Source organism: Geomonas agri (assembly GCF_020179605.1).
In the GTDB taxonomy this organism is placed as follows: domain Bacteria; phylum Desulfobacterota; class Desulfuromonadia; order Geobacterales; family Geobacteraceae; genus Geomonas; species Geomonas agri.
In genome coordinates this window covers 1,844,926-1,862,568 of sequence record NZ_JAINZO010000001.1, presented here as the reverse complement: position 1 = coordinate 1,862,568, position 17,643 = coordinate 1,844,926, and the positions used below count along the sequence as shown (strand labels likewise).

The window sequence follows — 17,643 nt, the reverse complement described above, 5'->3', positions numbered from 1 at the left end:
CATCCATGCAAAGCAGACTCAAATTCCCGCTCCGGTTCAAGATGCTCCTCTCCCAGTTGCTGGTGGTATCGGTGGTGCTCAGCCTGATCACCTTCACCATGGCCAACCTGTTCCAGGCCGACAAGACCGCCTACATCCACGACCTCACCTCGACCATGGTGCTGCACACCGCCGAAGAGGCCAACTCGCTGGTGGCGGGATACACCGAGAAACTGAGGCTCTTTTCCCGGCTGATGGGGGACCAGGAGATGGCGGGACGCGAACAGGCGCTGCAGGGTCTGTTCGAGGAGTTCGGCGAGTTCATCATGGTAAGCCGCAGCGGCGCCGACGGCGAGCAGAACGTCTACGACCAGGGGGCGCTGGCCGGCGCCGGGGTAACCGCGGAGCAGGTCCTCTCCTACCGCGAGAGCCACCCGCTCCCGGCCCCCACACCGGGGGGAGGACCCCGGCTGCTCCTTTCCACGGTGGCCCCGGGGCTGACCACCCTGACGCTCACCATTGCCGAACCTGCCGCCAAGGTGGAGGAGGCGGTGGTTACCTCCGCGTTGATTCGCCTGGACCGGCTGCAGCGGCTGGCGAGCCGCTCGCGGGTCTTCGATACCTTCCTGATCGATGCCTCCGGCAACTACCTGGCCCATGCCGATCGCCGCAGGATCGGGCAGCCCCCGCAGACCGGGTGGTGGGGCAAGGTCCGCGGCACCCCGCGCCTGAGTGGGCTGACCCTCGAGTACCAGGAGCGCGACCGCGCCATGGTGGGAGGCTTCTCCCGCACCGAACTGGGGGGCATCACCGTCGGGGTGCAGATCCTGAAGAGTGCCGCCTTCCTTACCTCGCGTGCGCTCCTGGCGGACCTCCTGGTGCTCTCCCTGGTCCTCTTGGGGGGGGCGGCGCTCTTAAGCCAGTTCTGGTCGCGCCGGCTCACCCGTCCCATCGAGAAGCTCTCCGAGGCCACCAGGATGGTCGGGCAGGGGCGCTTCGAGATCGAAGTGCCGGCGGTCTCCGGCGACGAGATCGGCGCCCTGGCCGGTTCGTTCAACCGCATGGCGGTAGAGCTGAAACAGCGCGAGCAGGCCCTGAAAGACCTCTACGGACAGCTGGTGCAGTCAGAGAAGATGGCGGCCTTCGGAGCGCTCGGCGCGGGTATCGCCCACGAGGTGAAGAACCCGCTGGCGGGGATCCTCGGCATCACCCAGCTATCGCTGCGCGGCGTGGAGACAGGCCACCCGCTCGAGAAGAACCTGCACATCATCGAGAAGGAGACCAAGCGCTGCAAGACCATCATCGAGAACCTTTTGAAGTTCGCCCGCCAGGAACAGGTGGAGTTCGACGAGGTGGACCTTGCCCAGGTCGTAGCCGACGCGCTCGCCATCGTGGACCACCAGTTGGGGATCAACAGCGTCAAGGTGGAGCAGGAGGTGGAGGCGGGGCTGCCCTCCTGCCGCGGCAACGCGAACCAGCTGCAGCAGGTGCTCATGAACCTGATGATCAACGCACAGCAGGCCATGGGGGGGACGGCGGGAGTGGTGCGCCTGTCGGCGCGACGGCTGGAACAGGGGGGGCTGGAACTGCGGGTCGCCGACAACGGCCCCGGCATCCCGAAGGAAGTCCAGGCGAAGATCTTCGACCCCTTCTTCACCACCAAGCCGGCGGGGCAGGGGACGGGGCTGGGGCTCTCGGTAAGCTACGGCATCGTCAAGGACCACGGCGGCGAGATCCGCCTGGAGAGCGAGGAGGGGGCGGGCACCACCTTCATCATCACCCTTCCCGCAGCGGCTGCCGCCAACGCGGCCTAGAGGAGGACGGACATGGAACTGTTAGTCGTCGACGACGAGGAGACCTTGAGAAGCGTGGTATCGCAGGTGCTGTCCGCGGACGGATTCACCGTCTCCGAGGCGGCCAGCGGGGAGGAGGCCCTTGAGGCGTTCCGGGCCGGGTCGCACCAGCTGGTGATCACCGACATCAGGATGAGCGGCATGAGCGGCATCGAACTCCTGGGCGAGATCAAGAGCCACAACCCGGACACCCAGGTGGTGATCATGACTAGCCACGCCTCGCTGGACAGCGCGCTCACGGCGCTTAGGGCCGGCGCCTACGATTACCTGGTCAAGCCGTTCGAGAGTCTGGACCTGATCTCGGCGGTGGCGGGGCGGGCGGCGGAGAAGGCGCGCCTGGTGGCGCAGAACCGGGTGCTCTTGGAGCAGTTGACCCGGGCCAACCAGGAACTCCAGGAGGCGAACCAGGCGCTCAAAGAGATGGCGGTGCGCGACGGGCTCACCTCGCTGTTCAACCACCGCTACTTCCAGGAGGCCTTCGCCCAGGAGGTGGCACGCTCCAAGCGCTTCGACAAGCGTTGCAGCCTGATCTTCTTCGACGTGGACAACTTCAAGCACTACAACGACACCCACGGCCACCCCGAGGGGGACCGGCTCCTCAAGGGACTGGCCCAGATCGTCATGTCCCATTCCCGGGCCTGCGACATCGCGGCGCGCTACGGCGGCGAGGAATTCGTGCTGCTGTTGCCGGAGACGGCGAAGGAAGGGGCGGTGAAGGCGGCCGAGGAGATGCGGGCGCGGGTGGCGGAGCACCCTTTCGCGGGGAGGGAGACCCAGCCCTTGGGGCGGGTCACCGTGAGCGTGGGAGTGGCCTCGTTCCCGGAGGACGGTTGCGAGGCCCAGGCGCTCTTGGAGCGTGCCGACCAGTTCCTGTACCAGGCCAAGAACAGCGGCAAGAACAAGGTAGTTGCGGGGGCTACCCCGTCTTCTCCCGCCTGATCAGGTCGAACTCGCCGGCGCCCTGCACCCCGGTGAGGATGACGTGCTGGTTGGGGTGGGCCACGGTGAGCGGGACCCCGTCCAAGTCGGTCATGGCGGACAGGGTGAAGCGGGTGAAGTGCGCCCCTTGGCCGATCACCTCCAGGACGTCGCCCGCCTGGAGCCGGTTGCGCACCACGACCTGGACCCCGCCCTCTACTTCCTTTTCCACCAGCGCCACGAACTCGAAGTTGCGCACGTAACAGGAGAGGTACTCGTGGTCCACGTCGCGCGGCTTACCCAAGAGGAACCCGGTGGTGTAGCCGCGGTGGCTTACCTTGGCCAGTTCCTCGAGCCACTCCGGCTTGAGCTGGTACCCCTGCGGGTCCTCCCAGTAGCGGTCCAGCGCCTCACGGTAAATGCGGATCACGCTGGCCGCGTAGTAGATCCCCTTCATGCGCCCCTCGATCTTCAGCGAGTCGACCCCGCACTCGACCAGCGCGGGGAGCTGCTCGATCAGGCAGAGGTCCTTGGAGTTGAAGATGAAGGTGCCGCTTTCGTCCTCGTGGATTGGGAAGTATTCGCCCGGGCGGGTCTCCTCGACGATGGAGTAGTTCCAGCGGCAGGGCTGGGTGCACTCACCCTTGTTGGCGTCGCGCCCGGTCATGGCGGAGGAGAGCAGGCAGCGCCCGGAATAAGAGATGCACATGGCGCCGTGGATGAAGACCTCGAGCTCCATGTCGCAGCGCTGCGCCGTTTCCCTGATCGCGTCGAGGGACATCTCGCGCGCCAGGTTGACCCGCTTCACCCCCTGGGCCTGCCAGAAGCGGGCGGCGCGCCAGTTGGTGGTGTTGGCCTGGGTGGAGAGGTGGATGTCGCGACCAGGGTAGCGCTCGGCGATGAGAGCCACCACGCCGGGATCGGCGGCGATGAAGGCGTCGAAGGGGATGTCGGCCACCTCGGACAGGTAGCGCTCCAGGCCCGGAAGGTCATCGTTGTCGGCGAAGGCGTTCACGGTGAGGTAGACCTTCACCCCGTGCGCGTGTGCGTAGGCCACTGCCTCGTCCAGTTCCAACCGGGTGAAGTTGCCGGCCAGGTTCCTGAGACCAAATGCCTTGCCGCCCAGGTAGACGGCGTCGGCGCCGTAGCGGATTGCCACCTTCAGCTTCTCCATGTTGCCGGCCGGTGCCAAAAGCTCCGGTTTCACCCGCGGGCGTGTTACCCGCTCTCCCTGTGTCTCAACCATCTGCAGCTTCTCCAGCCCCATCCCGTTACCCGTCAAACCATGCTCCTTGTCGTGCTTCGCTGCCGGTTCGCCTTGCCGCTCGTGCGGCGCACCCGGACACCGGACAACCTAGCATACACCGGGCGGCTAAGGGAACCCCCCAAAGGCGCTTTCCCCTTGACATTGATAGGCAAAAGGCTTTAATTATGTTAAATTTTTTCGGTACCAAGGGTTGCCAGGCCAAAAAAGCGGTTGGCTAAGCTCGCGGTTTCAGAGACTTATCCGGCGCCCTTTCCACGCTTTCCCTTTAAAATGCGTCCCGAAAACTAATGAAGGACCTGCTGTCGATCTGGTTACCGATGTCATGAGCGCTGTATCACTTTGCACACCTCGCCGGGGGTAAGGGCGAGGAGGAGGGTGGGGCGATTGGTGCCCCTAAAGGAGCCTATGAAAAAACACCTCTGTCTGGCACTGCTCTTCCTGGGTCTGACCGCGACTGCACCGTTTGCGGCGGCACAGGAACAACCCACCATCTACACCATCGTCCCCGGCGACACCCTGTGGGGGCTGTCGCAGCGCTTCCTGAAGGACCCCTACTACTGGCCCAACGTCTGGGCCAACAACCAGGCCGTCGGCAACCCCCATTTCATCTATCCCGGCCAGAAGGTGCGCATCTATTCCGACCGCATCGAGATCGGACCTGAGTCCACCGCCCCGGCAGTCCCGGCGCCGGCATCGCAGGAACTGCGCGAAGAGCCGCAAGCGGTGACCTTCACCGTCAACGGCAGCGAAGGCTTCCTGATCGAGAACGGCACGAAGCCGTCTGGAATCGTGATCTCCCTGCACCAGAACCGGGAAATGGCCGGCGCCGACGACATCGTCTATACCGACATCGGGCGCGCCCAGGGGGGCAACCCCGGTGACCGCTACCAGATCTTCAAGAAGATCGGCCCGGTGAGCCATCCGGTCACCAACGTCATCCTCGGGCAGCAGGTTATGCCGCTGGGTGAACTGCAGCTCTCGGAACTCGAGGACAACGCCTCCAAGGCAATCATTACCAAGTCCTTCCAGGAGATCAGCGCAGGCTCCTTCCTGCTTCCTTACCAGGACCGCAAGATGACCATCGCGCTCAAATCCCCTGACCGCGACCTGACCGGCTACATCGTGCAGACCCAGACCGGCAACACCGCCCTGGCGGTGAACGACGTGGTCTTCCTCGACCTGGGCAAGGCGCAAGGGGTGCAGCCGGGCAACATGCTCTACATCGTGCGTGACGTGGTGCCCGACCAGCGCTACGCCAACGCCAAGATCGAGAAGCTCCCGGTCGAGGTGGTCGGGGCGCTGGTGGTGGTGGCCACCGGCATGAACAGCTCCACCGCCGTCATCGTCAAGAGCGTGGACACCGTGTACCGCGGTGACCGCGTGGAGATGAAAAAAAGCAGGTGACGCCAAAGGGGGTAACCCCATGGATCACTACTACTGGTTCGCGCTGAAGTCCGTGCCGCAGGTTGGTAACGTCACCTTCCTGCGGCTTTTGGCGCACTTCGGCTCCCCCGAAAGGGCGCTTAAGGCCTCCCCAGAGGAACTCGTCTCAGTGAAGGGGGTGAGCGCGGCGACCGCCCGTTCCATCGTCGAGCACCAGTACGGCGCCGAGGCCGAGGCCGAATGCGAACGGGTCCGTGCCGGCGGCGCCCAGGTGGTGGACATCCTGTCGGAGCGCTACCCACGCCTTTTGATGCAGATACCCGACCCGCCCCCCTTCTTCTATCTGATGGGGGCGCTCGACGGTAACGAGACCGCGGTGGCCATGGTGGGGTCGCGCCACGCCTCCCAGTACGGCCTGTGCACCGCGACCCGCCTCGGCAAGGAGTTGGCCGGGCAGGGTGTCACGGTGGTTTCCGGCATGGCGCGCGGCATCGACACCGCCAGCCACTGGGGGTGCCTTAAGGCGGGGGGGCGCAGTATCGCTGTCCTCGGCTGCGGCGTCGACGTCATCTACCCGCCGGAAAACGACACCCTGTACCGCACGCTGTGCCAGCAGGGGGCCCTGGTGAGCGAATTTCCCATGGGGACCTTGCCGCTTCCCGAGAACTTCCCCAGGCGTAACCGCATCATCAGCGCCCTCGCCAAGGGGGTGCTGGTGGTCGAGGCGGGGGAGGGGAGCGGGTCGCTGATCACGGCCCAGTACGCGCTGGAGCAGGGGCGGGAGGTGTTTGCCGTCCCGGGCAACGTCACCACGACCGGCAGCCGCGGCGTGAACGGTCTCATCAAAGAGGGAGCCAAGCTGGTGGAGCGGGTCGAGGACGTCCTCGAGGAACTGGGCATCGAGCCACAGGCGACCCATCCCGCGGAGCCGCCCCCATCCTTCCCGCTCACCCCGCAGGAGGCGGAACTGTATGCCCTGCTGTGCCAGGGCGTACTGCAGATTGACGACATCATCGTACAGAGCGCGTTGACAGCCGGCGAGGTTTCCGCTACTTTACTTCGCTTGGAATTGAAAGGGATCATCATCCAGCTTCCCGGCAAGCGCTTTGCGGTCGTCTGAACCATTACCGTAACCAGGTGGACACATGTCTCAGAATCTCGTCATAGTCGAGTCTCCCGCCAAGGCGAAGACCATAGAAAAATTTCTCGGCCCCGATTACAAAGTGCTGGCGTCGTTCGGCCACGTGCGCGCGCTCCCCAGCAAGCAGGGGTCCGTGGACGTGGAGCACGATTTCGAGCCCAAGTACGCGGTGCTCCCCGAGAGCAAGAAGCATATCGACGCCATCAAGAAGGAGATGAAGGGTATCTCCTCGCTGCTCCTGGCGACAGACCCCGACCGCGAGGGGGAGGCCATCTCCTGGCACCTCCTGGCGGCGCTCGGGTTGGAGGGTAAGAAGAAGGTCCCCTTCGATATCAAGCGCGTGGTGTTCCACGAGATCACGAAGGACGCCATCGTGCACGCGGTGCAGAATCCCCGCGGCATTTCCGAGCACCTGGTGGACGCGCAGCAGGCGCGCTCGATTCTGGACTACCTGGTCGGCTTCACCCTCTCTCCGTTTTTGTGGAAGAAGATCCGTTACGGCCTCTCCGCCGGGCGCGTGCAGTCGGTCGCGCTGCGACTGATCTGCGAGCGCGAGAAGGAGATCCAGGCCTTCAAGGAGCAGGAATACTGGACCATCGGCGCCAAGCTGGAGACTGCGAAGAAGCAGGGACTCACCGCGGCGCTGGTCGAGGCGGCAGGTAAGAAGCTCGGCAAGTTCGACATCCCCAACCGCGAGGTGGCCTTCGGGCTCTACGAGAAACTGGGCGGCAAGGGTGAATTCCCCAAGCAGGAAGGGGACGAAGGCGCGACGCCGCTCGTGGTAAAGACGCCGGCCAACCCCGAGTACCGCGTCGACAAGGTCACCAAGAGCGAGAGGAAGCGCTCGCCGTCGCCGCCGTTCACCACCTCCACGTTACAGCAGGAGGCGGCCAGGAAGCTCGGCTTCTCCGCCAAGAAGACCATGTCCACCGCGCAAAAGCTCTACGAGGGTATCGACGTCGGGGAAGGCGCGGTCGGTCTCATCACCTACATGCGTACCGACTCCGTGGCGCTCTCCAACGTGGCCCTCGAGGACGCGCGGCAGCTGATCACCTCGCTCTACGGCAAGGAATACGCCCTGGAGAAGCCCCGCTTCTTCAAGAACAAGTCCAAGAACGCCCAGGAGGCGCATGAGGCGGTTCGCCCGACCTACATCTCCAAGACCCCGATCGAGGTGAAGAAGTTCCTCACCTCGGACCAGTTCAAGCTCTACGACCTGATCTGGAAGAGGACCGTGGCCTGCCAGATGGCCGAGGCGCTTTTGGACCAGACCTCCGTCGAGATCACCGCCGGCGAGGGGTACCGTTTCCGCGTGGCCGGCACCGTGATCCGCTTCGCTGGTTTCATGAAGCTCTACATCGAGGGCGTCGACGACGAGGAGGAGGGCAAGGAGAAGGAAGGGACGCTCCCGCCGCTGGCCGAGGGTGACATCCTGAAGCTGCAGCAACTCCTCCCCGAGCGCCACTTCACCCAGCCCCCGCCGCGCTACACCGAGGCGACCCTGGTGAAGACCCTGGAGGAGTACGGCATCGGGCGTCCGTCCACCTATGCCTCCATCATGAACACCATCATCGAGCGCAAGTACGCGCGCCTCGACAAGAAGCGTTTCTTCCCCGAAGACGTGGGGATGGTGGTCTCTGACCTGTTGACCAACCACTTCAACCAATACGTCGACTACAACTTCACCGCGAACCTCGAAGAGCAGCTCGACATGGTGTCCCGCGGCGAGAAGCAGTGGCGGCCGCTCCTGCACGAGTTCTGGGGGCCGTTCATCAACCTCCTGAAGCTGAAGGAAGGGGAGGTGAGCAAGTCCGACCTGACCACCGAGGCCACCGACGAGGTTTGCCCCGAGTGCGGCAAGCCGCTGGTGGTGAAGCTCGGCAAGTTCGGCAAGTTCTTCGCCTGCACCGGCTATCCCGAATGCCGCTACATCCGTCCCCTGGACAAGGAAACCGGCGAGGTGGTCGAGCCCGTGGTTTCCGAGGAAGTCTGCGACAAGTGCGGCAGCCACATGCTGATCAAGGACGGGCGCTTCGGTAAGTACCTCGCCTGCTCCGCGTACCCCAATTGCAAGAACATCCAGCCCCTGGTGAAGCCCAAGGGGACCGGCATCACCTGCACCGCCTGCGGCAAGGGTGAGCTGATCGAGAAGAAGTCCCGTTTCGGAAAGTTGTTCTACTCCTGCAACCGGTATCCCGAGTGCAAGTTCGCGTTGTGGGATCTCCCCGTGCAGAAGCCCTGTCCCAAGTGCGGCAATCCGCTGTTGGTGAAGAAGGTGTACAAGCGCGAGGGCGAGTTCCTCAAGTGTCCCAAGGAAGGGTGCGACTACCAGAGCAACAAGGAGTAGCGCAGGCGGTAGCGATAGATGAAGTGAGCGCGGGGTCTTCGGACCCCGCTTTGATTTTCAAGGCTGTTTCACGCAAAGCCGCAAAGGCGCAAAGGCAAAAATCGTCTTGTTTTACTTTTTGCGCCTTGGCGTCTTTGCGTGAGGCTGGTTTCGGTTTTGGTTTTAGGAGAAAGAATGACGAAGCAGATCACGGTAATTGGCGGTGGACTGGCCGGATGCGAGGCGGCCTGGCAGGCGGCCCAACGCGGCGTTAAGGTTCGCCTGTGCGAGATGAAGCCCGGCAAGTACTCCGAGGCGCATCACCTCCCCGGGCTCTCCGAACTGGTCTGCTCCAACTCCCTGCGTGGCGATTCGCTGGAGAACGCGGTGGGCCTCTTGAAGGAAGAACTGCGTCGCCTCGACTCGCTCTTCATGGAAGGCGCCGAGGCCACCAAGGTCCCCGCCGGCGGCGCGCTGGCCGTTGATCGAGAACTCTTCTCCAACTACATCACCGAAAAGATCGAACAGCACCCCAACATCGAGGTGGTGCGCGAGGAATTGACCAGCATCCCCGAAGAAGGGATCGTGGTGGTCGCCTCCGGCCCCCTTACCAGCGGCCCGCTCGCCCAAGAAATCGGTCGCCTGGCCGGCAGCTACCTCTACTTCTACGACGCCATCGCCCCCATCGTCGCCGCCGATTCCATCGACTACGACAAGGCCTTCCGCGCCTCCCGCTACGGCAAGGGTGACGGCGACGACTACCTGAACTGCCCCATGGACGAGGAGCAGTACCACAGCTTCGTCAAGGAACTCCTGGCCGCAGAGAAGGTGGAGCCGAAAAGCTTCGAGAAGGTGGTCCACTTCGAGGGGTGCATGCCCATCGAGGAAATGGCGAGCCGCGGTGTGGAGACGCTGCGCTTCGGCCCGATGAAACCGGTGGGGCTCGCCGATCCCCGGGTCGGCGTGGAGCCGTACGCTGTGATACAGCTGCGCCAGGAGAACCGCGAGGCCACCATGTTCAACCTGGTCGGATTCCAGACCAAGCTCACCTGGCCCGAGCAGAAGCGGATCTTCCGGATGATCCCCGGCTTGGAGCAGGCGCAGTTTTTACGCCTGGGCTCCATGCACCGCAACACCTTCATCAATGCGCCGGAGCTCCTTCTGGCCACCTGCCAGTTGAAGAGCGATCCGCGCATCCTCTTTGCCGGGCAGATTACCGGCGTCGAGGGGTACGTGGAATCCGCGTCCAGCGGTTTCGTCGCCGGGGTCAACGCGGCGCGCCTGGCCAAGGGGGAGGAGCTGATCGTCCCTCCGGCCGAAACCGCCATCGGCGCGCTGGCGCGCCACATCACCAATACCGAAGCGGCGCACTTCCAGCCCATGAACGTCAACTACGGGCTCTTCCCGGCGCTGGTCGGGCGCATCAAAAAGAAGGAAAAGCGCGGCCTGCTGGCCCAACGAGGGCTGGAGGCGCTGCAAACGTGGCTGCCTAAGGTAACCGGGTAGCCGCCGGGCCGCCCGCCGGGGTGTGCCGAGGAGGTTGCTATGACAGGGAACAAGGAACAGCAGGAGATAAGCGTCGTCGGACGGCTGCTATCGCTGGAGGCCCTGGTTTTCGTGATGGGCACTGCCTCCCTCGTCTACGGCCTCGCCACCGGCAGTCACTGGAAGACCATCCTCGGCGCCGCCGTCATGCTGGCGGTCATCCTCATCTTCCGCTTCTGCCGCCGTTGTAAGGGTGAATAATCAGTTTTTGCCGTTAAGGAGAAATCATGTCCGCACCAACCATCGTACTTGCCTCCGCCTCCCCAAGGCGCAGCGAACTCCTTGAATCCGCCGGGATCAGCTTCCGCGTCGTTCCCGCCGACATCTGCGAGGATCAGCTTCCCGGCGAGGAGCCGGTCGATCACGTGCTGCGCCTGTCCGAAGGAAAGGCCCGCGCCGCCGCGGAAATGACCGAAGGCCGCTTCTTCCTGGGCGCGGACACCATCGTCCTTTGCGACGGCGAGATCATGGGCAAACCCAAGGACCATGCCGACGCCCAGCGCATGCTGAGAAAGCTCTCAGGCGTGCCGCACGAGGTGGTCACCGGCTTCGCCATCTACGACCGCGATCGCGACGATGCCCTGGTGGAGGCGGTGCGCACCAAGGTATTTTTCAAGCCGCTGCACGACGAGGAAATCGACGCCTACATCGCCACAGGCTGTCCCTTCGACAAGGCCGGCGGCTACGCCATCCAGGGGGGCGCCGCACACATGGTCCAGAAGATCGACGGCTCCTACACCAACGTGGTCGGGCTGCCTCTGTGCGAGGTGGTCGAGAAACTCAGGGTCCTGGGAGCACTGTAGGAGGAAGGGGGACGTTATGGGGGAGGTAAGTGAGCATCTCAGGGAGATCCGTGAACGCATCGCGCAAGCCGCTTTAAGGGCAGGGCGCGATCCCGGTGCGGTGCACCTGGTCGCCGTTTCCAAGACCAAACCTGCCGCCGCCATAGCCGAGGCCTTCGCCTGCGGCCAGGTCATCTTCGGCGAGAACTACGTCCAGGAACTGGTGGCGAAGCAATCCGAGCTCCCCGCGGAAATCTCGTGGCATTTCATTGGCAGCCTGCAGAGCAACAAGGTGCGCCAGATCGCCGGCAAGGTCGACCTGGTCCACTCCGTGGACCGCCTGAGCCTGGCGAGAGAGATCGACCGGCAGTGGGGCACTCTCGGCAAGGTGTGCGATATCCTGGTCCAGGTGAACATATCCCGCGAGGAAACCAAGGGGGGTACCAGCAGCGACGAGCTCCTGGACCTGGTGCGCGAGGTGGCGCAACTGCCAAACCTCAAGGTGAAGGGGCTGATGACCATGCCCCCCTTCTTCGACGACCCGGAAGCGGCGCGCCCTTACTTTCGCAAGCTGCGCGAACTGGCCGACGAGGTGAGGCGGGCAGCCATCCCCGGGGTGGAAATGCAGGAATTGAGCATGGGGATGTCCGGCGATTTCGAAGCGGCCATCGAGGAAGGCGCCACACTGGTGCGGGTTGGATCCGCCCTGTTCGGCGCGCGCCAGTACTACTGAAATGGGGGAGATCATGGAGCCTGGGCAGGAAAAGCAGGTATCAAAGCTACGGCGCCCCTTCGTGGTAGCGGGCGCCGTGGTGGGGGCATCGCTGAGTGGTTGGTATCTCTACCGCAATTTCGGCAACAGCGGCGCAGCTGCCGATCCCATCTGGACCCGCTTCGTCAACGTCGCGCTGATCATGTTCGTCGCCATCTACCTGGCCAACCTGCTGCGACGTGGGGTCGAGTCCTTGAAGAAACGCTAGTCTTCGTCGGCAATCTTTACCGGTGCCGGCACCAGCGCCAGGAAGCCGGAAACCCGCTGGGCCACCAGCGATTCCAGTATGGCGAACACCAGCGAAATAGTGGCGTAGACCGCCAGCGTCGCCTCCATCGAGGCCGGGATGGAAAGGTCGTGCTGGGAGTTGCGCACCATCCAGATCATTGCCACTGCCACCGCACCGCAACCGAACTGCCGCCACACCCAGTTATTCTGCTCGATCAGGAGCTGCATCAACTGCTCGATTTCGCCCTCTAGGAAGTAGCGTTCCGCCACGATCCACGACATGTAGATGCGAGGCAACATGACCGCGGTCATGGTCATGGTGACGGTCATCATCAGTGCGCCGAACATGTTCATAAATTCTCCTCCCGCTAGCAGTTCACATTCGTTTTCCTCGCTGTAGCACAAACAACGCCCAAAACCCCTTCTAGCGACATTATCTCTCATTAAGACCAAAGCTGCGTTATTACAGAGGGTTGCAGTGCAGGTAAGGATGGTCCAGCATAAGGTGGGGCAACGCAGGTGGTCCATGCTGTACGGCTTTTGAACAGATGCTGTTCGGTTATTACGCGAAATAGCCCAGGGACGAAACCATCGGCCACGGAGAACATCTAAAGGAGCTCTGCCCCCCCCTCACCCTGTACCTCATGTCCTGTTGCACCCTAAAGCTTTTCGTTTAACTGACTTTGCTGTTCTCGAACCTCTTCGATTTTCTCAGTGACTAAAGGGCTTGGTTTTAACTTCCTTGAAGAAAATTAAGTTGTCACTGCGGTCGGGTTCGTGCTAACGCTCATAAGTTGCGAATTCAGCACAGGGAGAAAGCATGATCCATCTGTCCAACATAACGAAACAGCACGGCTCGCAGGTCCTGTTCCGCGACGCCAGCTTCCAGATACTGCCCGGTAGTCGCTCCGGCCTGGTCGGCCCCAACGGCGCGGGCAAGACCTCGCTCTTCAGGATCATCACCGGCGAGGAAGAGGTTGATGCCGGTGATATCACCGTCGCCAAGAAAACTACCATCGGTTACTTTTCGCAGAACATCGGCGAAATGGCGGGACGCTCGGCGCTGGACGAGGTGATGGCGGTCTCCGCGGATACGGTGCGCCTGGCCGGGGAACTGAAGCAGATGGAGGAGCAGATGGGGCTCCCCATGTCCGACGACGACATGGCGGCTCTCCTGGAGCGCTACGGCGTCGCCATGGAAGAGTTCGAGCATCGCGGCGGCTACGATCTCGACTCGCGCGCCAAGGAGGTCCTGACTGGCCTCGGCATCGGCCCGGACCGCTTCCACAACCCGGTCGAGTCCTTCAGCGGCGGCTGGCGCATGCGCGTTGCCCTGGCCGGAATCCTGACCCTGCAGCCCGACGTGCTCCTTTTGGACGAGCCGACCAACCACCTCGATGTCGAGTCCATTATCTGGCTCGAGGAGTGGATCGCTAACGAGTACAAGGGCGCGCTCCTGATGACCAGCCACGACCGTGACTTTATGAACCGCGTCGTGAACCGCATCGTCGAGGTGGCCAACAAGACCGTCACCACCTACGGCGGCAACTACGATTTCTACGAGAGGGAGCGCGACATCCGGCGCGAGCAGCTCCTGGCGAGCTACAAGCGCCAGCAGGAGATGCTGGCCAAGGAAGAGGAGTTCATCGCCCGCTTCGCCGCACGTGCCTCGCACGCGGCGCAGGTGCAGTCCCGGGTGAAGAAGATCGACAAGATCGAGCGCATCGAGATCCCGCCCGAGGAGCGCGTGGTCAAGTTCGAGTTCGCCACCCCCCCCAGGAGCGGCGACGATGTCGTCGTCATGGACAACCTGGGCAAGAGCTGGCTGAACCCCGACGGCAGTGTGCATCCCATCTTCTCCGGCGTGACCGGGGTCATCAAGCGCCTGAGCAAGATCGCCGTGGTCGGTGTCAACGGCGCCGGCAAATCGACCTTCCTGAAGACCATCGCCGGCCATACAGACGCCACCGAGGGGAACGTTAACCTGGGCGCCAACGTCGAGCTCGGCTACTTCAGCCAGCACGCCATGGAGATCCTCGATCCCAAGAAGACCATCTTCGAGACGGTGCAGGATGTTATCCCGCTGGCCACCATCGGGGTGATCCGCAACCTCTTGGGCGCCTTCCTGTTCCAGGGGGACGACGTCGACAAGAGGATCGAGAACCTCTCCGGCGGCGAGAAGAGCCGCGTGGTGTTGGCGACGCTTTTGGCGCGCCCGGTGAACTTCCTGGTGCTGGACGAGCCCACCAACCATCTGGACATCCGTTCCCGTGAGATCCTCCTCGATGCGCTGGAGAACTTCCAGGGGACCGTCATCCTGGTGAGCCACGACCGTCACTTCCTGCGTAAGCTCGTCGACCGGGTCATCGAAGTGGATCACGGCGAGATGCGTCTCTATGAGGGGAATTACGATTACTACCTTTCCAAGACGGTACATGCCTGATCGGGGAGGGGACTGACAACGGTGGAGATGAGGGGGGCATTCATTCAGTGTTTGCCTTAAAAGGCTGCTCCGTGCTATAAGAGCGGTGCTGTAATTCAATGACCTCAACCAAAGGAGATTGCAATGGCGAAAAACCAAAATGAAATGACCTTTAAATACATCTTTACCTACGATTACAACCCCGTCTATATCAACGGTGCCCACGGCGGGATCTCCCCGCGAGGCGAACTGGTGATCAACTTCTACCTCGAGCGCCAGCCGCTCCCGAACGCCATCAGCCACGAGATCACTGCAGCCGGCCAGATCGGTCCCGAGACCGAAGTGGAGCCGTCGGATCTGGGCCGCAGCCTGGTGCGCCAGGTCATCAACGGTATCGTGGTGAACCACCAGACCGCGCGCGAGCTGCACTACTGGCTGGGCGAGAAGATCAAGGAACTCGACGCCCTCGAGCAGGCACGCCAGGCTATGGCAGCCGAGCAGGCAGGCCAGGTCACCCACTAGAGCATCTACGACAGCAAAGTAACAGGGGCGGCATCCCGTACGGGATCGCCGCCCCTTGTTTTGGTAGCGTCAGGCCGTCATCGCCTCTCCCCTGGAGGGAGGGGCCGTTAGCTGCCTGTTCATCTTAGCTAGAGGACGCAGTAAGGAGTCACATGTCCAAACAGTACGTGGTGGGAAACGAGTCGGTGCGCATGATCGAACTCGGGCACCCCTGGATCATCGCCGATGCCTATACCAGGAAGTGGCCTGCCGGCGAGGCCGGGGACCTGGTCGAGTTGGTGGACGGCTCCGGCCGCTTCCTTGCCTCAGCACTGCTCGATCCCAAGGACCGCATCGTGGCCCGGATCCTGTCGCGGCAGCGCATGCGCCTGGACCGGGGCTGGGTGCAGGCACGCCTGGAACGGGCCGTGGCGCTCAGGAAAAACCACGCGCAGCTGGACGACTCGGACGCGTACCGGCTGGTCAACGGTGAGGGGGATGGCCTCCCCGGGCTCACCGTGGACCGCTACGGCGATTACCTGATGGTGCAGGTCTACTGCTCGGGATGGCGCAGGCATCTGAAACTGGTGACCCAGGCGCTGGAAGAGCTCCTGGCGCCGGCGGGGATCTACGAGAAGGGACGCCCCCAGAACACCAGGGAACTGGAGGCGGAGAGCGACAACAAGAAGTACGGGCGGCTGCTGGCGGGCAAGCCTGCAGCGGAGCCGCTCTTGGTGCGGGAAAATGGGCTCACCTACCGGGTCAGCCTGGAACTGGGCCTGAACACCGGGCTCTTCCTGGACATGCGCAAGAACCGGCGCGACCTCATGGCGCGGGTGCAGGGCAAACGCTTCCTGAACCTCTTCTCCTACACGGGCGCCTTCTCGGTCGCCGCCGCCGCGGCCGGGGCGAGCCTGGTCACCAGCGTCGACGCTTCGCCCGGCTACATGGGGCAGGCGAAGGAGAACTTCGATCTGAACCGGTTGAACCCCAAGCGGCACGAGTTCCTGGTCGGGGACTGCTTCACGGTACTGGACGACCTGGCTCGGCAGAAGAAGGTCTACGACGTGATCCTGATGGACCCTCCCTCCTTCTCCACCACGGCCAAAAGCCGCTTCACCACGCGCGGCGGCACCTCGGACCTGGTGGCCGCGGCGCTCAAGCTGCTCAAGACCGGCGGGCTGCTGATCACCTCGTCCAACCACCAGAAGGTCGACTTGGCGGACTACTTGAAGGAACTGCGTCGCGGGGCGCTGCAGGGGGGGGACCAGTTGCAGGTGGTTTCCTTCGGCGGTCAGCCCGAGGATTTTCCCTACCCGGTGACCTTCCCCGAAGGGCGCTACCTCAAGTACGTCATCGCCGTCAAGGGGTAACGGGGCGGGATCAGCTCACCCCGCAGTCGTGCAGGAACTTGGCGTAGCGCTTGTCGGTGAGTTCGATGTGGTTGAGCACCCAGCTGGACAGGAAGTTCAATAGTTCCAGTGCCAGTCCGGGGCGCTTGGAGCTCAGTCGCTCCTTGAAGGCGAAGGCCTTGGCGATGAAGCGCTGGTGCTCCAGTTCGTGCAGGGCCATCTCGGGGTACCTGTGGGTGCGGAACAGTTCTTCTTCCACGGCGAAGTGGGCCTGCGCGTAGTTGAACAGGTTGGTGAGCACGTCCTCCACCACGTCTGCGCTCTCGTTGTTCCTGATCGCCTGGTCCAACTCGTCCATTAACTGGATCAGCATCTTGTGCTGCTCGTCTACCTTTACGATTCCCACGCTCAAACTTTCCGACCACTCGATTATGTCCATGAACCTCTCCCTGTGCAGGGTGTTGAAACTGTCTCTATGCGTGCTCCGTAGCCAACCGGGCCAACTCTGTGCTATCTTTTTCCTTACGCCAACTTCAACTTTGCCGTAGCGATCGGAGCCTTCATGGCCGAGCCCTCACCGCATGAACTGGAAATCTCCTGCCAGCAGATCCTGCTGCCCGACTCGTCGGTCTACTCCGTGCAGTGGATCGACCTCCCCGTTGAGGCGGCGCTGCGGGCCACCCCCGCTTTCCTCTTGCAGCACTACTTTACGGTGGTCCGTCGCTGTACCCTGGGGCTGATCTCACCAGTCCTGGAGCCGCACGGCGTCGAGTTCCGGGTCACCGGGACCCGCCGCGCCCTGCTTGCTTTCAGCGCGGCCCAGTTCGAGGCGGACCAAGAAGGTGTGCAGGCGGTGCACCTGTGCATCAGTGGCGGCATCCTGGTGCAGCCAGGGGAGTGCGACAACGGCATGTTTTCCCTGCTCACCACCATCGGTGCCGACCGGGGACGGGTCACGGTGCAGCTCTCCGACTACTGCCCGCTCCTGTTGGGGAGCAGGAACCCTTCCCGGCTGCGCAAGCTCTGCTACGGGATGACGCAGTCCTTCTTTCACAAGGTGGTCACCATCAGGTACCTGGCCTCCCTGTTCCGCGAACTGTGCGGCGTGAAGGCGCGGGTGGCGGTCAGAAACGTGGTGGTGCGCCAGGGGACTGATATCTGACCCAAGCTACTA

The 17,643-nt window shown here is 63.1% G+C and carries 17 protein-coding genes; 14 read left to right on the top strand and 3 right to left on the bottom strand.

Going from position 1 to position 17,643, the window contains the following annotated elements:
- Nucleotides 1-5: 5 nt before the first annotated feature.
- Both K7R21_RS08085 and K7R21_RS08080 read left to right on the top strand, forming a co-directional pair.
- Nucleotides 6-1,793, top strand: a complete 1,788-nt coding sequence (locus K7R21_RS08085) for a sensor histidine kinase (protein WP_224982761.1) — start codon at nt 6-8, stop codon at nt 1,791-1,793.
- Between the two features lie 12 nt (nt 1,794-1,805).
- The gene (locus K7R21_RS08080) at nt 1,806-2,771 is read left to right on the top strand and encodes a diguanylate cyclase (protein WP_224982760.1); all 966 of its coding nucleotides are present in this window, start codon (nt 1,806-1,808) and stop codon (nt 2,769-2,771) included.
- Here the strand turns inward: K7R21_RS08080 and K7R21_RS08075 are convergent.
- Entirely contained in the window at nt 2,749-3,996 is a 1,248-nt protein-coding gene (locus K7R21_RS08075; RefSeq protein ID WP_224983424.1) for a peptidase U32 family protein, read from the bottom strand. The two genes, K7R21_RS08080 and K7R21_RS08075, sit on opposite strands and share 23 nt — an antisense overlap.
- A gap of 426 nt (nt 3,997-4,422) precedes the next feature.
- On the opposite strand from K7R21_RS08075, the gene K7R21_RS08070 reads away from it, so the two are divergent.
- From K7R21_RS08070 to K7R21_RS08035, 8 genes are all read left to right on the top strand, one after another.
- On the top strand, nt 4,423-5,421 hold the full coding sequence (locus K7R21_RS08070; protein ID WP_224982759.1) for a LysM peptidoglycan-binding domain-containing protein: 999 nt from the start codon (nt 4,423-4,425) through the stop codon (nt 5,419-5,421).
- 19 nt (nt 5,422-5,440) lie between these two features.
- Nucleotides 5,441-6,520 carry a DNA-processing protein DprA gene (gene dprA, locus K7R21_RS08065; protein ID WP_224982758.1) on the top strand — a complete coding sequence of 360 codons (1,080 nt, stop codon included), beginning with the start codon at nt 5,441-5,443 and terminating at the stop codon, nt 6,518-6,520.
- 25 nt (nt 6,521-6,545) lie between these two features.
- The gene (gene topA / locus K7R21_RS08060) at nt 6,546-8,888 is read left to right on the top strand and encodes a type I DNA topoisomerase (protein WP_224982757.1); all 2,343 of its coding nucleotides are present in this window, start codon (nt 6,546-6,548) and stop codon (nt 8,886-8,888) included.
- Between the two features lie 174 nt (nt 8,889-9,062).
- Nucleotides 9,063-10,373, top strand: coding sequence for a methylenetetrahydrofolate--tRNA-(uracil(54)-C(5))-methyltransferase (FADH(2)-oxidizing) TrmFO (trmFO, locus tag K7R21_RS08055; protein ID WP_224982756.1), 1,311 nt, complete (start codon nt 9,063-9,065; stop codon nt 10,371-10,373).
- A 39-nt stretch (nt 10,374-10,412) separates the two neighbouring features.
- Nucleotides 10,413-10,613 carry a hypothetical protein gene (locus K7R21_RS08050; protein WP_224982755.1) on the top strand — a complete coding sequence of 67 codons (201 nt, stop codon included), beginning with the start codon at nt 10,413-10,415 and terminating at the stop codon, nt 10,611-10,613.
- Between the two features lie 26 nt (nt 10,614-10,639).
- Entirely contained in the window at nt 10,640-11,215 is a 576-nt protein-coding gene (locus K7R21_RS08045; protein ID WP_224982754.1) for a Maf family nucleotide pyrophosphatase, read from the top strand.
- A 16-nt stretch (nt 11,216-11,231) separates the two neighbouring features.
- A complete protein-coding gene (locus K7R21_RS08040) occupies nt 11,232-11,927 on the top strand; it encodes a YggS family pyridoxal phosphate-dependent enzyme (RefSeq protein ID WP_224982753.1) in 696 nt (231 codons plus the stop codon).
- Nucleotides 11,928-11,940: 13 nt separating this feature from the next.
- Entirely contained in the window at nt 11,941-12,174 is a 234-nt protein-coding gene (locus tag K7R21_RS08035; RefSeq protein ID WP_224982752.1) for a hypothetical protein, read from the top strand.
- Here the strand turns inward: K7R21_RS08035 and K7R21_RS08030 are convergent.
- Nucleotides 12,171-12,548: a hypothetical protein gene (locus K7R21_RS08030; protein ID WP_224982751.1), complete on the bottom strand. Its 378-nt coding sequence runs from the start codon at nt 12,546-12,548 to the stop codon at nt 12,171-12,173. The genes K7R21_RS08035 and K7R21_RS08030 overlap by 4 nt on opposite strands.
- Before the next feature lie 466 nt (nt 12,549-13,014).
- Here K7R21_RS08030 and K7R21_RS08025 point away from each other — a divergent pair, with 466 nt between their 5' ends.
- The 3 genes from K7R21_RS08025 to K7R21_RS08015 all read left to right on the top strand — a co-directional run bounded on the left by K7R21_RS08025 (nt 13,015) and on the right by K7R21_RS08015 (nt 16,490).
- Nucleotides 13,015-14,637, top strand: coding sequence for an ABC-F family ATP-binding cassette domain-containing protein (locus tag K7R21_RS08025; protein ID WP_224982750.1), 1,623 nt, complete (start codon nt 13,015-13,017; stop codon nt 14,635-14,637).
- 123 nt (nt 14,638-14,760) lie between these two features.
- A complete protein-coding gene (locus K7R21_RS08020) occupies nt 14,761-15,138 on the top strand; it encodes a hypothetical protein (protein WP_224982749.1) in 378 nt (125 codons plus the stop codon).
- Nucleotides 15,139-15,290: 152 nt separating this feature from the next.
- The gene (locus K7R21_RS08015) at nt 15,291-16,490 is read left to right on the top strand and encodes a class I SAM-dependent rRNA methyltransferase (protein WP_224982748.1); all 1,200 of its coding nucleotides are present in this window, start codon (nt 15,291-15,293) and stop codon (nt 16,488-16,490) included.
- Between the two features lie 10 nt (nt 16,491-16,500).
- Here K7R21_RS08015 and K7R21_RS08010 read toward each other — a convergent pair whose 3' ends face one another.
- The gene (locus tag K7R21_RS08010; RefSeq protein WP_199393861.1) at nt 16,501-16,908 is read right to left on the bottom strand and encodes a bacteriohemerythrin; all 408 of its coding nucleotides are present in this window, start codon (nt 16,906-16,908) and stop codon (nt 16,501-16,503) included.
- A 123-nt stretch (nt 16,909-17,031) separates the two neighbouring features.
- Between K7R21_RS08010 and K7R21_RS08005 the strand changes: the two genes are divergently transcribed.
- Nucleotides 17,032-17,631: a hypothetical protein gene (locus K7R21_RS08005; protein ID WP_224982747.1), complete on the top strand. Its 600-nt coding sequence runs from the start codon at nt 17,032-17,034 to the stop codon at nt 17,629-17,631.
- Nucleotides 17,632-17,643 lie beyond the last annotated feature (12 nt).

Bases quoted from the DNA above. Each gene is read 5' to 3' on its own strand.
- K7R21_RS08020 (WP_224982749.1), top strand. From the start codon at position 14,761: ATGGCGAAAAACCAAAATGAAATGACCTTTAAATACATCTTTACCTAC.
- K7R21_RS08070 (WP_224982759.1), top strand. From the start codon at position 4,423: ATGAAAAAACACCTCTGTCTGGCACTGCTCTTCCTGGGTCTGACCGCG.
- K7R21_RS08010 (WP_199393861.1), bottom strand. From the start codon at position 16,908: ATGGACATAATCGAGTGGTCGGAAAGTTTGAGCGTGGGAATCGTAAAG.
- K7R21_RS08035 (WP_224982752.1), top strand. From the start codon at position 11,941: ATGGAGCCTGGGCAGGAAAAGCAGGTATCAAAGCTACGGCGCCCCTTC.
- K7R21_RS08085 (WP_224982761.1), top strand. From the start codon at position 6: ATGCAAAGCAGACTCAAATTCCCGCTCCGGTTCAAGATGCTCCTCTCC.
- dprA (WP_224982758.1), top strand. From the start codon at position 5,441: ATGGATCACTACTACTGGTTCGCGCTGAAGTCCGTGCCGCAGGTTGGT.
- K7R21_RS08045 (WP_224982754.1), top strand. From the start codon at position 10,640: ATGTCCGCACCAACCATCGTACTTGCCTCCGCCTCCCCAAGGCGCAGC.
- topA (WP_224982757.1), top strand. From the start codon at position 6,546: ATGTCTCAGAATCTCGTCATAGTCGAGTCTCCCGCCAAGGCGAAGACC.
- K7R21_RS08075 (WP_224983424.1), bottom strand. From the start codon at position 3,996: ATGGTTGAGACACAGGGAGAGCGGGTAACACGCCCGCGGGTGAAACCG.
- trmFO (WP_224982756.1), top strand. From the start codon at position 9,063: ATGACGAAGCAGATCACGGTAATTGGCGGTGGACTGGCCGGATGCGAG.
- K7R21_RS08040 (WP_224982753.1), top strand. From the start codon at position 11,232: ATGGGGGAGGTAAGTGAGCATCTCAGGGAGATCCGTGAACGCATCGCG.
- K7R21_RS08005 (WP_224982747.1), top strand. From the start codon at position 17,032: ATGGCCGAGCCCTCACCGCATGAACTGGAAATCTCCTGCCAGCAGATC.
- K7R21_RS08025 (WP_224982750.1), top strand. From the start codon at position 13,015: ATGATCCATCTGTCCAACATAACGAAACAGCACGGCTCGCAGGTCCTG.
- K7R21_RS08015 (WP_224982748.1), top strand. From the start codon at position 15,291: ATGTCCAAACAGTACGTGGTGGGAAACGAGTCGGTGCGCATGATCGAA.
- K7R21_RS08050 (WP_224982755.1), top strand. From the start codon at position 10,413: ATGACAGGGAACAAGGAACAGCAGGAGATAAGCGTCGTCGGACGGCTG.
- K7R21_RS08030 (WP_224982751.1), bottom strand. From the start codon at position 12,548: ATGAACATGTTCGGCGCACTGATGATGACCGTCACCATGACCATGACC.
- K7R21_RS08080 (WP_224982760.1), top strand. From the start codon at position 1,806: ATGGAACTGTTAGTCGTCGACGACGAGGAGACCTTGAGAAGCGTGGTA.